Genomic DNA, 13660 nt, shown 5'->3' with positions numbered 1-13660 from the left:
CCGCCCGCCCGCTGTACGCCGTCCACGGCAGCACCCTCGTCGCGGCACACCCCGCGCCACCGCCACCCCGGGAAAGCCGCCGCAATCCGTACGCCCGGGTGTTCGCCCGCCCCGGCACCGTCGGCTTCACGCTCGGCGGCCTGCTCGCGCGGCTGCCCATGGGCATGTTCACCGTCAGCGCCGTACTGATGCTCGCGGGCGAGCGCGGCTCGTACGCACTCGCCGGGAGCGTCACCGCGACCGGACTGGCGGCAACCGCGCTGGCCGGGCCGCTCGTGGCCCGCCTCGTCGACCGGTACGGACAGGCACGCGCCGCGCTGCCCGCCACCCTGCTCGCGCTGCTCGGCTCCCTCGCGCTCGTGGTGTGCGTACGGACGCACGCGCCCGACTGGACGCTGTTCGCCGCCTACGCCGCGACCGCGACCACGCCCAACACGGGCGGCATGGCGCGGGCCCGCTGGGCGCATCTGCTGCGCGGCGACCCGGCAGCCCGGCACACGGCGAACTCCTTCGAACAGGCCGCGGACGAACTGTGCTTCATGCTCGGCCCCGTCCTCGCCACCTTCCTGTGCACCGCGCTCTTCCCGGAGGCCGGAACCCTCGCCGGGTGCGGGCTGCTGCTGGCCGGAACGCTGCTGTTCCTCGCCCAGCGCTCGACCGAACCGCCACCCGGCCGCGGCCACGCGCACGCCGGTCCCGCACCGCTGCGGCAGCCCGGCATGCCCGCGCTGCTGCTGGTCTTCCTCGCCACGGGGGCGGTGTTCGGCGCGCTGGAAGTGGTCACCCTCGCCCATGCCGACGGGGAGGGGCACCGCGCCGCCGCCGGCGCCGTACTCGCCTGTCAGGCCGCCGGTTCGGCCCTCGCCGGGCTGGCGTTCGGCGCCCTGCCGGCCGCCCGCTCGGACCGGCACCGGCTGGCCGGCTGCGTGGCAGCCATGGCCGTGCTGATGAGCCTGCCGCTGCTCGTCTCGCTGACGGCCCCGCTGCCGCTGCTGGCCGCCGCGCTGCTGGTGGCGGGCATGGCGACGGCACCCACGATGGTCACCGGCATGGCCCTCGTCCAGCGGCTCACCCCGGCCGGGCGGCTCAACGAGGGCATGACGCTGGCCGTCACCGCGCTGCTCGGCGGGATCGCCGCAGGATCGGCCGCCGGCGGCTGGGCCACCGAGGCGCTCGGCTCCGCCGGGTGGGCGTACACCGTCCCCCTCGCGGCGGCTGCCTGCGCTGCCGCCCTCGCCACCCTCTTGGCCGCCCGCCCGTCGCCCGGGTGACCCACCGTCCTCATACGCGGGGCGAGTAGTGCTGCGGCAGATCCCGCTCCCCGGGCAGCGGCAGATTGCGGGCCGGCGTCTCCACCGGGGGCGCGTCCGGGTCCCGCACGCCCCGTTCGCGCTCCCAGCCCGCCCGCGCCCTCGGGTGGTAGCGCCGCGACGGGGGGACCAGCTTCCAGCCCCAGTGGACGAACCGCCCGATCCTGCGCAGCCGGCGCTTGTCGCGGGCGGTCCACGTATAGCCGAGGCGGTGCCGTACTGCGGGCGGGAAGAAGCCGACCGTGAACCACACGAAGGCCCGTCCCAGCGGGCCGCGCACCAGCCGCCACCCGGCGTCCGGCAGCAGCCGCAGCGCCGGCGGCTTCGCGATCAGCGTCAGATCCAGTACGTCCCGGGTGGGCCGGTTGTCCTCCAGCACGTTCTCGGCCATGTGCGTCCAGTACTCCTGGAACGCATCCCAACTGGTCGGTACGGGGCGCATGCTCATCCCGTACAGCCGCCACCACTGCACATGCTCGTCGAACAGCTGCCGCTTCTCCGCCTCCGTCAGGCCGGGACCGAGCCGGTCGGCGACGAGGAGCGTCAGCATGAAGAAGGTGGCGTGCGCCCAGTAGTACGTGTCGGGGTCCAGCGCGTGGTACGGGCGGCCCGCGCGGTCGGTGCCCTTGATGGTGCGGTGGTAGCCGCGTACCTGGCGAGCCGTCTCGGCGGCGCGGGGTCCGTCGTAGACGACGCCCCCGATCGGGTACAGCGAACGGAACAGCCGCTGCCAGCGCTCCTCGAAGAACCGCGAGTGCTCGGCGACCCCCGCACCCAGCTGCGGGTGCATGTTCTGCATGGCCCCCGCCCACGGGGCAAGCAGCACGCCGCGCCAGTCCCCGAAATACCTCCAGGTCAACGAGCCCGGCCCCAACGGCTCACACCCCCGCTGCCGGTCACCGCCCATGCGGCCAGCGTAAACGGGCACCAATGTGCGGGCCAGACACGTGCCGTACCCGGCATGGGGGGCTGCGCTTGCCAGCCCTGCGCCCTGGGGGTACCTCCCGGACGAAGTCTGGGGGAGCAGACCTCCCAAGCACAGCAGGCACAGGGCAGACGCGCCCCGTAAGGGGCGCGGGGAACTGCGCGACCAGCCACAAACACACCCGCAGCCTGCAACGCACAGCAAGGGGCACCCCCTACCCAGCACAGACAGAGACAGGGCACCCCGAAACAAAAAGGCGAGGCAGCCCATCGTGGCTGCCTCGCCGTCGTGGAGATGGCGGGAATCGAACCCGCGTCCAACGAAGTGGAAACAGGGCTTCTCCGAGCGCAGTCCGCTGCGATTTTCTCGGCCCCGGAGATCACGCGGACAAGTCTCCGACGGGCCCAGTCACTGTGTGATGTCCCGGCAGGTCCCGTGACCGGACCTACGCGGTGAGTTCCCTTAGCTGATGCCAGGAACCGGGGCGGGAACTACCCCGGGCTGACACTTCGCAGGTCGCTGCTCAGGCAGCGAGGGCGAAGGAATCGCGCTTGGTGTTGGCGATTATTTTTTTGCGGCACATGGTTAACGAGATCATTGCCGCGTTCCTCGGCTCGCTTCCCCTGCTTCGACGTTCGCTGTCGAAACCGATCATCCCCGTGTTGAATTGACAATCTGCACACGAACCCTGGCGGGCAGTGCTGCTCGCCATGATACGTGACCAGGTCGCACCCGTGCCAACAGTTTGCGGGCCCGCGCCATTCCCTGCCTGCCCTCCCGGAGGGTCACGCGTGGGCGCGCTGGCGGCGGCGGGCCGCCGACACCGCGCGCTCCGCCTCGCGGCGGTCCTGCTTCTCGCGGAGCGTCTGCCGCTTGTCGTACTCCTTCTTGCCCTTGGCCAGCGCGATCTCGACCTTCGCCCGGCCCCGGTAGAAGTACAGCTGGAGCGGGACGAGGGTGAGCCCCGTCTCCTGGAGTTTGCCGGTCAGCTTGTCGATCTCGGCGCGATGGAGCAGCAGCTTCCGCTTGCGCCGGGCCGCGTGGTTGGTCCAGGTGCCCTGCGCGTACTCGGGGATGTGCACGTTGTGCAGCCAGACCTCGCCGCCGTCGACCTGGGCGAAGCCGTCGACGAGCGAGGCGCGGCCCTGGCGCAGGGACTTGACCTCGGTGCCCGTCAGCGCGATGCCGCACTCGTACGTGTCCAGCACGAGGTAGTCGTGGCGCGCCTTCTTGTTCTGGGCGACGAGCTTCCGGGTGTCCTTGTCGTCCTTGGCCTTGGCAGCCTTTTTGCGTGTCGTCTTCATCTTCGCCATAGCCAGGCCATTCTCCCACTACGACCGGGCTTCGAGGCCACTCAATACTGTTCTCGCCCGGTCCAGGGACTCGCCCCGGCTGCGCACCGCGAGATCGGGGGTGATGCCGCGCCCCTCCACGTCGCTACCCGACGGAGTCGTGTAGTGACCGACCGTCAGCTCGGCGACCGAGCCGTCCGACTGGGGCCTGGGCATCTGCACCGAGCCCTTGCCGAAGGTGCGGGAGCCCACCACCACGGCACGCCCCCGGTCCTGCAGCGCGCCGGTCAGCATCTCGGCGGCGCTCATCGTCCCGCCGTCCACGAGGACCACCAGCGGCCGCCGCTCGACGTCCCCGGGGCCGCCCTCAGCGCCGTGGTCGTCCTCGGCGTAGAGCGCGCGCTCGGTGCCGTCGTCGTCGTACGTGGCGACCAGTCCGCCGTCGAGGAAGGCACCGGCTGCGGTGACCGCCTCGTCGACCAGGCCGCCGGAGTTGCCCCGCAGGTCGAGCAGGACCGGGCCGTCGGCGGGCACCCGCTCGCGTACCGCCTTGCGCACCTGCTCGCCGGAGCCCCGGGTGAAGGCGCCGACCCTGATGCGGGTGACGCCGTCACCGGTCCGGTCCACCCGCACCGACTCGGTCGTCAGCCGCTCGCGGCGCAGGGTGCGGTGCAGATCGGTGTGGCCGCGGGTGAGGTGCAGCCGTACGCGGGTCCCTGGCTCGGCTGCGCCGGTCGGTGACTGCGGATCGGAGCCGCGCAGCAGCGCCACGACGGCAGTGACCGGCTCGCCGGTCACCGGGTGGCCGTCCACCGAGCGCAGCCGGTCCCCGGCGCGCACCCCGGCACGGTCGGCGGGGCTGCCCGGCTGTACGCGGTCCACCTCGACCGCGGTACGGCGGCCGGCCGCGTGCCCGCGGTCGGTGGCGCTCTCGTGATCCGTGGTCCTGTCGCCCCGGTCGGCGCCGCCCGCGCGGGACTGGCGTACGGAGATGCCCACACCGACGTACGAGCCGTCCAGCGCCTGCCGCAGGCCCTCGTACTCCCGGGCCGAGTAGGCAGCGGACCAGCGGTCGCCGCTGCGGCTGACGACGGCGTCCGCATCGGCGCCCCCGGCGCGCTCGCGGGCCTGACCGGAGCCGGCCGCCGCGCCCTTGGCGTCGGCCGTGCCGTGCGGCGGGCCGTCCAGTGCGTTGCGTCCGGTGCCGTGTGCCGCGCTGTCGGGGGAGGCCGAGCCGAGGGCGGCCAGCTCTCCGCCGAAGGCTCCGGTGGCCGCGCCGGTCGCCAGCACGCCGGCGAAGACCAGTGTCAGGGTCCCGCGCCGCGGCCGGCGCGGGCGCGTGTCGAGGAACCACGAGCCTGGCATGGTCCGGAGTGTAGGCCAGTGCGGGGCGCCGTACGGGGCGTTGGGCCCACGGCGCCCCGCGTCCTGCGTCACACCTTCAGGTACTTGCGCAACGTGAAGAAGGCTGCCACCGCGGGCATCAGCACGCCCACCGCGACGATCAGCGGCAGCACCTTGATGACCGCGTCCCAGCCGATGAAGTTGATCAGGACGATCTTCTGCTGGAGCCAGTTGTTGATCAGGAACCACTTGCCGAGGACGAGCAGCACACAGGCGAACCCGGCGCCGATCAGCCCCGCGATGGCGGCCTCCAGGATGAACGGCATCTGGATGTAGAAGCTGGAGGCGCCCACCAGCCGCATGATCCCGGTCTCCCGGCGCCTGCTGAACGCCGACACCCGCACGGTGTTGACGATCAGCAGCAGCGCAACGACCAGCATCAGCGCCATCACACACAGCGCGGCGATGTTCATGCCGTTGAGCAGATTGAAGAGGTTCTCCAGCAGGCTGCGCTGGTCCTGCACCTCCTGGACGCCCTGTCTGCCGGAGAACGCCGTCTGCAGCACCTGGTACTTGGTCGGGTCCTTGAGCTTGACCCGGTAGGACTCCTGCATCTGGTCCGGCGTCAGCGAGTCGGCCAGCGGCGAGTCCTTGAACTGCTCCTTGTAGTGCTTGTACGCCTCGTCGGCCGACTCGTAGTAGATCTTCTCGACGACGTCGAGCTTCTCGAGGTCGGTCTTGATCTCGTTCTTCTGCTGCTGGGTGACGGCGCCCTTGGCACAGTTGGGGTCCGAGGAGGCGTCGTTCTTGTTGCACAGATAGATGGAGACCTGGACCTTGTCGTACCAGTAGCCCTTCATCGTGCTCACCTGCTCGCGGGCGAGCAGCGAACCGCCCGCGAGCGCGAGCGACAGGGCGACGGAGACGATCACCGCGAAGGTCATCGTGAGATTGCGACGGAGACCGACGCCGATCTCCGACAGGACGAACTGGGCGCGCATGGCGTCCTTTCCTCAGTGCTGGTGCCTCAGTGCCTCGGTGCCTCAGTGCTGGTATCCGTAGACGCCGCGCGACTGGTCGCGCACGAGGCGGCCCATCTCGAGTTCGACGACGCGCTTGCGCATCTGGTCGACGATCTGCTGGTCGTGGGTGGCCATCACAACGGTGGTGCCCGTGCGGTTGATGCGGTCGAGCAACTTCATGATGCCGACGGAGGTCTGCGGGTCCAGGTTGCCGGTCGGCTCGTCGGCGATCAGCAGCATGGGGCGGTTGGCGAACGCGCGCGCGATGGCCACGCGCTGCTGCTCACCACCGGACAGCTCGCCGGGCATCCGGCCCTCCTTGCCGCCCAGCCCGACGAGGTCGAGCACCTCCGGCACCGTCTTGCGGATCTGACCGCGGGACTTGCCGATCACCTCCAGCGCGAAGGCGACGTTCTCGCCGACGGTCTTGTTGCCCAGCAGCCGGAAGTCCTGGAAGACGGTGCCGAGCTGCCGCCGCATGTGCGGCACCTTCCAGTTCGACAACCGGGCCAGATCCTTGCCGAGCACATGCACCTGCCCGGAGCTGGCGCGCTCCTCGCGCAGGATCAGCCGCAGGAAGGTGGATTTGCCGGAACCGGAGGAGCCCACCAGGAACACGAACTCGCCGCGCTCGATCTCCAGCGAGACATCGCGGAGCGCCGGACGGTTCTGCTTGGGATAGGACTTGGAGACGCTGTCGAATCGGATCACGGATACACCACGTCGACCTGGGTAGGGACAACGGAAGCCGCGGTGCGGCCCCCTGGGACGCCTCCCGGCGGCAGCCGGGGGCGGTGTGGGCGACCATACGCGAAGCGTGGTGTGCCGCGCACGCGGCACCGGTGTGTACTCCGAGCGACGGTGCGCTGTCTCGCTGTTCCCGCCTGCGCACTCCCGTGAACTGCTGGTTTCGGCGGAAGCCCGCGTCACCTGGCAGAGTGGTGGGAAGCACCCCTGGGGAACGAATCACTCACGGGTGGCGTTGGCGCTACTGAGGAGGAGTTCGCATGACATGCGACCGACTGGTGTGTGCCAACTGCGCGGGGCCCGTGAGCGAGGGGCGCTGCACTGTGTGCCGCGCCCATCGGGAGCGGTTGCAGCGGGAGGCGCCGCTCGCGCATCTGTCGCCTGCGGCGCTGATTGCCTTGTTGGTGACGTTGATAGCTGTGGCGCTTGTGGCACAGCGGGTAGCGACGGCTTAGGCCGTCTTGGGCTGAGCTTGTTCCGGTAGCGGGGTGCCCCTGCCTGAAGTCGGCGGACTGCGGGCACGTCGTGGCTTGTGGGGGCACCCCCTGCTCGCAGAGCTTGGGGGAGCAGTTCCCCGCGCCCCTGACGGGGCGCCCCGTCTCTTCCACGCGCCCCTGACGGAGCGCGCCCCGTCTCACCCTGCCTCGCGGCGCCACCCTTCCCGCCGCAGCGGCGGAAAACCACAACGCGCCGGGTCCGGCGGTCATAAGACCACCGCAACCCGGCGCGCTGTTGCTGCCTGGCGCTTACGCCGCCGTGCGCCGCGAGGCGAGCCGCGGCATCAGGCGGAAGCCGATGCCGCCGGCGATCATCGTCGCCGCGCCCACCAGCAGGAACGTCGTCTCCGACGAACCGGTCTCGGCGAGCTCGTCCTGCTTCTTGCCCGGGGCAGCAGGCTTGCTGTCCTGGACCGGCTGGCTGCCCGCGCTGTCCGGGTTGGTGCCGCCGCCCTCGCAGTTCACCTTGTCGCCGTCGAGGTCGCAGGTGTCGTCGTCGCCACCGCCGGAACCGCCGGTGGTCGCGGGCTCCTCGCCGCCGCCATTGCCACCGTTGCCGCCGTTGCCGCCGTTGTCGCCGCCACCGTTGCCGTTGCCGCCATTGTCGGCCGCACCGCCGTCGTTGCCACCGTTGCCGTTGCCACCGTTGTCGGCCGCACCGCCATCGTTGCCACCGTTGCCGTTGCCGCCATTGTCGGCCGCGCCACCGTCGTTGCCACCGTTGCCGTTGCCACCGTTGTCGGCCGCACCGCCATCGTTGCCACCGTTGTCCTCGCCGCCGATGGTGACGGTGCCGCTGATGCCGCCGTCGTCGCCGCCGGAGCTGCCGCTGTCACCGCCGGAGTCACCGCCGCTGCCGCCGCCGATGATGCCGCCGATGAATCCGCCGTCGTCGGCGGCCTTCGTGGTGCCGTCGGTGTCGCCCAGGCCCGCGGCCTGCGCGGCACCCGCGGCGGTCAGCGACGCACCGGCGGCGAACACCGCTGCTGCGGCTATCCGCGCGACCCGCAGCCGCGTCTTCGATTTGCTCATGTTCCAACTACCCCCAGTAGCTGTACTCGTGGATGGGGCAGCTGCGCGCGGAGCGCGATCCGTACCGGGCTTCCCGTCGAGGCGAAACATGAACCCCCACCCCGGACTGCCGCCGTTTGCTCACCGGGGCTCTCCACCCCGTCCGTGCGCCCCTGACACAGGCATGCCGAGCGAACAGCTTTCCCCAGCACTCACACAGCCGTCAAGCGAAGAACCGCTGAACACAACGGAAGAGGGAACTGATTCGACGTCAGCCCTCGGACTGTTCCTGCTGCTTGCGCCAGCGAATACCGGCTTCCAGGAAGCTGTCGATATCGCCGTCCAGCACGGACTGCGGGTTGCCCACCTCGTACTCGGTACGCAAATCCTTGACCATCTGGTAGGGGTGCAGCACATACGAACGCATCTGGCTGCCCCAGGAGTTGCCGCCGTCGCCCTTGAGCGCGTCCATCTTGGCCTGCTCCTCCTGGCGGCGGTAGGCCAGCAGCCGGGCCTGCATGACGCGCATGGCCGCGGCGCGGTTCTGGATCTGCGACTTCTCGTTCTGGCAGGAGACGACGATGCCGGTGGGAATGTGCGTCATCCGGACCGCGGAGTCGGTCGTGTTCACCGACTGGCCGCCGGGCCCGGAGGAGCGGAAGACGTCGATCCGCAGCTCGTTCTCCGGGATGTCGATGTGGTCAACCTGTTCGACGACGGGCAGCACCTCGACCCCGGCGAAGGAGGTCTGGCGGCGGCCCTGGTTGTCGAACGGCGAGATGCGCACCATCCGGTGCGTGCCCTGCTCGACGGAGAGCGTGCCGTAGGCGTACGGCGCCTTGACGGTGAAGGTGGCGGACTTGATGCCGGCCTCCTCCGCGTAGGAGATGTCGAACACCTCGGTGGGGTAACCGCGGCGCTCGGCCCAGCGCAGATACATCCGCATCAGCTGCTCGGCGAAGTCGGCGGCGTCCACACCGCCCGCCTCGGCCCGGACGCTGACGACCGCCTCACGCGGGTCGTACTCGCCGGACAGCAGTGTGCGGACCTCCAGCTCGTCCACCGTCTTGCGGACGGCGGCCAGCTCGTTCTCCGCCTCGCTGCGCGCGTCCGCGTCGTCCTCGCTCTCGGCCAGCTCGAAGAGCACCCCGACATCGTCGATCCGCCCGCGCAGCTCCTCGACCTTGCGCAGCTGGCCCTGGAGGTAGGAGAGCCGGCTGGTCACCTTCTGCGCGTTCTCGACGTCGTCCCACAGGTCCGGGGCCGCCGCCTGCTCCTCGAGCGCGGCGATGTCCGACCGCATCTTGCCCAGGTCAAGGACGGCCTCGATCGACTCCATGGTGGAGGAGAGGGACTTCAGCTCTTCGGATACATCGACGACTGCCACGCTCCCCACCCTAACCGCAAGCCGCCACCCCATCCCTAGCCCAGTTGGGCGTCACGCTCCGCGCTGTGCTGTGCCGTCAGCGTGGTCACCAGGACGTCGCGGCGGGCCGGGCGGGTGGTCTCGGCGGGGCGGACCGGGGCCACTTCGTGCAGGGTGGCGCGGTCGTCGCCGAGCAGCAGGGTGCCGGGTTCCTGGAGCGTGGTGGTCAGCAGGTGGGTGCCGTCGGGCGCGTAGACGGCGCTCTGTCCGCCGACGGCGTTCTCCCGGCCGATCATCAGCGAGGTCACCAGGGTCACCCCGTCCCGGTGCAGCCCCTCGGGGGTGGGCAGTCCGGCGTTGTCGGCCGAGGCGACGACCCGGAAGGGATGCACCTTGACGCTCCAGGTGCCGGCGTCCTGCAGGCAGCTCGCGATCCGGCCCAGCAGCCGCATCAGCGCCTTGAACAGCGGGTCGGCGACGAAGACGTCCGTCAGCGGCTCGAAGTGACGGTCCTCACCTGTGTAGAGCGGGTTGGTGTCCTCCGGCTGCGCGAAGGCCAGGTGCGGCATGGGCCGCAAGCCTCCGGTGCGGTCCAGGGAGAAGTGGCCGTACCGGCGCAAGCGGTGGGTGCCCTCCTGGGCCGCGTAGCGGTCGGGGGCCAGGTCCTCCCAGTGGACGGCGAAGCGGCGCCAGTCCTCCGCCGTCACGCCCACGCACCGGGAGACGGCGTCGGCCTCCATCACATGAACCCGCCGGGAGAGCAGCGCTTGCCGGGCCTCGGCGACGTCACCCGCACTCCGCAGGGCGGGAGCGCCCGCAATGTCCTCCATGCGGCAATCCTCCTATGGTCCGTCGGCGTCCGCATCCGGGCTCTCGGCCCAGGCACTGGGGACGCCCAGCGGCCGCGTGCCGGGCGACAGCTCGGGCGGCCGGAGCGGCTGGAGGGAGAAGCGCAGCGCCGAGGCGCCGACCCGCCAGCACTCCAGCAGCGCAGCCCCCAGCCGGTCCTCCAGGAAGACCGTGGCGTCCGCGCCGAAGGCGATGTCGGACTCCAGCGCGGGCTCGTCCGCCAGCAGGCCGCCGATCACCTCCCGGCGCACCACCTGCTCGTGCACGGCGTCGGCCTCCACGTGCTCGTCGTAGAAGCGCTGGGCCGCCGGCCCCGCCTCCAGCCGGCGCAGCGCGGCGGCCAGCCGGCGCGAGCCGGGCGAGGAGGTGACCTCCACACAGCCGAAGTGGCCGATCAGGGCGCCGCGCAGCGACCGGTGCAGCCCGAAGAGCGACATCAGGTTGACGGGCGGGAGCGCCGCTGCCGGTGCGGCGTCCAGATAGCGCCCGTACGCGGGGTCCAGGTCCAGGTCGCGCATCAGGCCGGCGAAGAGCCGGGCGTGCACGTTCTCGGCCCGTCCGGCGCCGAACTCGTCGTACTCGACGGCGGCCATCGCGGCCTTGGCCCGGCCCTCCAGGCGGGGAATCACCCAGGCGTGCGGGTCGGCCTCTTTGAGGTGATAGAGGGAGCGCAGGGCCGCGTACTCGCGCAGCTGCCACAGCTCCCCGCGGTGCTGGAGGTGGGCGGCGACGCTCTCCTCCTGGCCAGGGCCGTGCTGCCCGGCGGGTTCGACGGGCTCCAGCAGCAGCTCGCCGAAGGCGTCGGCCACCGTACGGCCGGCCGGGACGTCCCGGCGCAGCGCGGACAGGAACCGGTCCTCCAGCACTCCGCGCACCCGCAGCAGGTCGGGGTCCCACTCGCAGCCCTCCGGCACCCCGGCGAAGCCCCGGTAGTGCAGCTCGTAGAGCACATAGAGGGCGAGCTGCAGATCCTCGCCGTACGGCTCTGCGGCCGCGGCCTCGGCTCCGGACGCGCTGCCGGCCGCGTGGACGAGCGCGGCGGTCTCCGCCTGCCCGCCGGTCAGCGCGGTGAGCACGGCCGCCGAGAGGGGGCCGCGGGCGGTGGGCAGGGCGGGGGGCGGGGCAGGACGGCCGGCGCGTACGCGTACCAGGTCCGGGATCGCCGTCATGGGGTGCTCCCGTGCGGTCGGCTCCGGGCGGGCACCTGGACGCTGGGCCGTGCCCGCCACCGCCGTCTCGGCGGTCAGTCGCCCGAGTACCCATACGCAGGCGCGGGCAACGAGCCGGTCTCCTCCTCGGAGGTGGCCAGCCAGCCGCCGACCGCGAGTGCTGCGGCCACCAGTGCGGCCGCGGCGCCTATTTTCAGCCGCCGCCTGCGTACAGCGATACGGTGCCGCGCCGACCCGGCCCGCGCCTCCCCCGCCGCACGCGGCGCCCGTGCCGTGCCGTGCGCTCCCCCTGCCAGCTCGTCCTCGCCGGGCACCCGCATGCTCGTATGGGTGTCCCGGTTCGCGTCCGGGCCTACCCGGGAGTGGACGAGCGGCACGGCGCCGCCCGCTGCCGGTACCGCGCCGGCGCCGGAGAGGGAGTGCTCGGCCTCCGCGCCTTCGCCGCCGCCCGGGGTGTCGGCTTCCGGGTGCCCGGCGTAGTCGGCGTAGCCCTCCTCGTCGCCCTGCTCGTCGATGTCCAGCGGCGGCAGCCCCTCCAGCGAGGGCAGCAGCTCGCGCAGCCTGGCCGCCAGCTCGGCGGCGCGCAGCCGGGAGGCGGGCGCCTTGGCGAGGCACTGATGGATGAGCTGCCACAGCTCGTCCGGGATACCGGGCAGCGGTGCGACGGTCTCGGTCACATGCCGGCGCAGCACAGCGCCGGGGTGGCCGCCGCCGAACGGCGTGAAGCCCGCGAGCAGTTCGTAGACCACGGTGGCCAGGGCGTAGATGTCGACGGCCGCGCGCGGTGGCAGCCCCTCGACGATCTCCGGCGCCAGATAGTCCGGGGTGCCGATGATCGAGGTGGCGCGGGTGCGGCTGGGCGAGTCGATGAGCTTGGCGACGCCGAAGTCGGTCAGCAGCGCGGGCGGAGCCCCGCCGGGCCCCTCCATCGAGAGGGCGTCCAGCAGCACGTTCTCCGGCTTCACATCGCGGTGCACCAGCCCGGCGGCGTGCGCGGCGGCCAGCGCGTCGGCGACGTCGGCCGCGATGGCGACGGCGGCGGCGGGCGCCAGCCGGCGGTCCCGCTCCAGCCGGGTGCGCAGATCCGTGCCGCGCACCAGGTCCATCACCAGGGCCAGTTCGTTGCCGTCCACCACCAGGTCGCGGACGCCGACGACGCGCGGGTGGTCGAGGCAGAGCAGCGCGCTGCGCTCCTGCACGAACCGCTCGACCAGATCCTGGTCGGCGGCGAGGTCCTCACGCAGCAGCTTGATGGCGACGGGACCCTCGGGTCCGTCGCCGAGCCACACCGTTCCGGCACTGCCGCGCCCGAGGATCCGGTGTGCCGTGTAGCGACTGCCGATCTTCCGTGCCATGGCGACAAAACTACGCGGCGGGGACCGGGTTGGGAGCCCCGGATGCCGGTAACTGTCACTTCTGTGGGGGAAATCCCCTCTCAGGAGTCGACAAATCACCGTAGTGGCCGGTGACTCGGCGCCTCGGCGCCGCCGTTGTCACCGGCCACCGGCCACCGGCCAGTGTGTTCAACCGGTCGTGATTGTTGAACTGGCCGTCAGTTGTTGAACTGGCCGAAGAAGTCCCCGATCTGGTTGAAGACGTCCTTCGTCGTCTCCCAGGCGCTCTGGCCCTCGGCCCACCACTTCGGCGCGTCCGTGAAGTTCCAGATCAGTACGCCCGCCACCACGACGATGACGATCAGGAACAGACAGCCCTTGAGGCAGCCGAGCCCCGGGATGCGCATGGGGTTGGCGCTGCGCTGCCGCGGCTCACGGCGCTGCCTCGGCTCGCGCGGCGGCCTGGGCTCCGGTTGCGGCCTCGGCTCCCGGCCCCGCGGCGGCTGCGGCTCATAGCGCTGCGGCGGCGGCTGGGTGGGTTGCTGCTGCCCGTACTGGCCGCCGTACTGCTGCTGTCCGTAGGGCTGGTTCTGCGGGGGCGGCGGCTGCGGGGCCGCGCGCCGCTGGGGGCGGCGGCGCAGCGGGTCCATGCTCGGGTCGAGCGGCTGGAACTGGGTCTGTTCGTTGCGGTCCCGCGCCGCGCGCAGCTGGCTCTCCCACGGGTGGGGGCCGTCCTGCTGCGGGGGGCCGCCCTGACCGCCGTCCGGCGGGTTGCCGGGGCCGGGGGGCATCAC

The 13660-nt window shown here is 71.7% G+C and carries 11 protein-coding genes, 1 other RNA gene and 1 pseudogene; 1 reads left to right on the top strand and 12 read right to left on the bottom strand.

Annotation, left to right across the window (positions count from 1 at the left end):
• The first annotated feature begins 11 nt into the window (after nucleotides 1-11).
• Nucleotides 12-1271 carry an MFS transporter gene (locus tag ITI46_RS29035; RefSeq protein ID WP_209242895.1) on the top strand — a complete coding sequence of 420 codons (1260 nt, stop codon included), beginning with the start codon at nucleotides 12-14 and terminating at the stop codon, nucleotides 1269-1271.
• A 10-nt stretch (nucleotides 1272-1281) separates the two neighbouring features.
• Here the strand turns inward: ITI46_RS29035 and ITI46_RS29030 are convergent, their stop codons facing one another.
• From ITI46_RS29030 to ITI46_RS28975, 12 genes and pseudogenes are all read right to left on the bottom strand, one after another.
• A complete protein-coding gene (locus tag ITI46_RS29030; protein WP_209242894.1) occupies nucleotides 1282-2217 on the bottom strand; it encodes an oxygenase MpaB family protein in 936 nt (311 codons plus the stop codon).
• A gap of 304 nt (nucleotides 2218-2521) precedes the next feature.
• Nucleotides 2522-2894, bottom strand: a transfer-messenger RNA (tmRNA) gene (gene ssrA, locus ITI46_RS29025).
• A gap of 126 nt (nucleotides 2895-3020) precedes the next feature.
• Nucleotides 3021-3548: an SsrA-binding protein SmpB gene (gene smpB / locus ITI46_RS29020; RefSeq protein WP_209242893.1), complete on the bottom strand. Its 528-nt coding sequence runs from the start codon at nucleotides 3546-3548 to the stop codon at nucleotides 3021-3023.
• 18 nt (nucleotides 3549-3566) lie between these two features.
• Entirely contained in the window at nucleotides 3567-4892 is a 1326-nt protein-coding gene (locus ITI46_RS29015) for a S41 family peptidase (protein WP_209242892.1), read from the bottom strand.
• Nucleotides 4893-4960: 68 nt separating this feature from the next.
• Nucleotides 4961-5872 carry a permease-like cell division protein FtsX gene (ftsX, locus tag ITI46_RS29010; RefSeq protein ID WP_209242891.1) on the bottom strand — a complete coding sequence of 304 codons (912 nt, stop codon included), beginning with the start codon at nucleotides 5870-5872 and terminating at the stop codon, nucleotides 4961-4963.
• A 42-nt stretch (nucleotides 5873-5914) separates the two neighbouring features.
• Nucleotides 5915-6604, bottom strand: coding sequence for a cell division ATP-binding protein FtsE (ftsE, locus tag ITI46_RS29005; RefSeq protein WP_209242890.1), 690 nt, complete (start codon nucleotides 6602-6604; stop codon nucleotides 5915-5917).
• A 782-nt stretch (nucleotides 6605-7386) separates the two neighbouring features.
• Nucleotides 7387-8169: a collagen-like protein gene (locus ITI46_RS29000; protein WP_209242889.1), complete on the bottom strand. Its 783-nt coding sequence runs from the start codon at nucleotides 8167-8169 to the stop codon at nucleotides 7387-7389.
• Nucleotides 8170-8419: 250 nt separating this feature from the next.
• Entirely contained in the window at nucleotides 8420-9535 is a 1116-nt protein-coding gene (gene prfB / locus ITI46_RS28995; protein ID WP_209242888.1) for a peptide chain release factor 2, read from the bottom strand.
• Nucleotides 9536-9570: 35 nt separating this feature from the next.
• The gene (locus tag ITI46_RS28990; RefSeq protein ID WP_209242887.1) at nucleotides 9571-10344 is read right to left on the bottom strand and encodes a 2OG-Fe dioxygenase family protein; all 774 of its coding nucleotides are present in this window, start codon (nucleotides 10342-10344) and stop codon (nucleotides 9571-9573) included.
• Between the two features lie 12 nt (nucleotides 10345-10356).
• Entirely contained in the window at nucleotides 10357-11532 is a 1176-nt protein-coding gene (locus tag ITI46_RS28985; RefSeq protein ID WP_209242886.1) for an iron-containing redox enzyme family protein, read from the bottom strand.
• Between the two features lie 74 nt (nucleotides 11533-11606).
• On the bottom strand, nucleotides 11607-12887 hold the full coding sequence (locus tag ITI46_RS28980) for a serine/threonine-protein kinase (protein ID WP_209242885.1): 1281 nt from the start codon (nucleotides 12885-12887) through the stop codon (nucleotides 11607-11609).
• 197 nt (nucleotides 12888-13084) lie between these two features.
• Nucleotides 13085-13660 (bottom strand): annotated as a pseudogene (locus tag ITI46_RS28975) (serine/threonine protein kinase); the annotation flags it as partial.

It is taken from the genome of Streptomyces oryzae (assembly GCF_017676365.1).
In the GTDB taxonomy this organism is placed as follows: domain Bacteria; phylum Actinomycetota; class Actinomycetes; order Streptomycetales; family Streptomycetaceae; genus Streptomyces; species Streptomyces oryzae.
The sequence above is the reverse complement of the archived record's forward strand: the minus strand, read 5'-3'. Positions and strand labels throughout refer to the sequence as shown.

What these genes read in the sequence shown, in the direction of transcription:
- ITI46_RS29000 (WP_209242889.1), bottom strand. Translation starts at nt 8,169, where the DNA reads ATGAGCAAATCGAAGACGCGGCTGCGGGTCGCGCGGATAGCCGCAGCA.
- ITI46_RS28980 (WP_209242885.1), bottom strand. Translation starts at nt 12,887, where the DNA reads ATGGCACGGAAGATCGGCAGTCGCTACACGGCACACCGGATCCTCGGG.
- ITI46_RS29030 (WP_209242894.1), bottom strand. Translation starts at nt 2,217, where the DNA reads ATGGGCGGTGACCGGCAGCGGGGGTGTGAGCCGTTGGGGCCGGGCTCG.
- ITI46_RS28990 (WP_209242887.1), bottom strand. Translation starts at nt 10,344, where the DNA reads ATGGAGGACATTGCGGGCGCTCCCGCCCTGCGGAGTGCGGGTGACGTC.
- smpB (WP_209242893.1), bottom strand. Translation starts at nt 3,548, where the DNA reads ATGGCGAAGATGAAGACGACACGCAAAAAGGCTGCCAAGGCCAAGGAC.
- ITI46_RS28985 (WP_209242886.1), bottom strand. Translation starts at nt 11,532, where the DNA reads ATGACGGCGATCCCGGACCTGGTACGCGTACGCGCCGGCCGTCCTGCC.
- ftsX (WP_209242891.1), bottom strand. Translation starts at nt 5,872, where the DNA reads ATGCGCGCCCAGTTCGTCCTGTCGGAGATCGGCGTCGGTCTCCGTCGC.
- ITI46_RS29015 (WP_209242892.1), bottom strand. Translation starts at nt 4,892, where the DNA reads ATGCCAGGCTCGTGGTTCCTCGACACGCGCCCGCGCCGGCCGCGGCGC.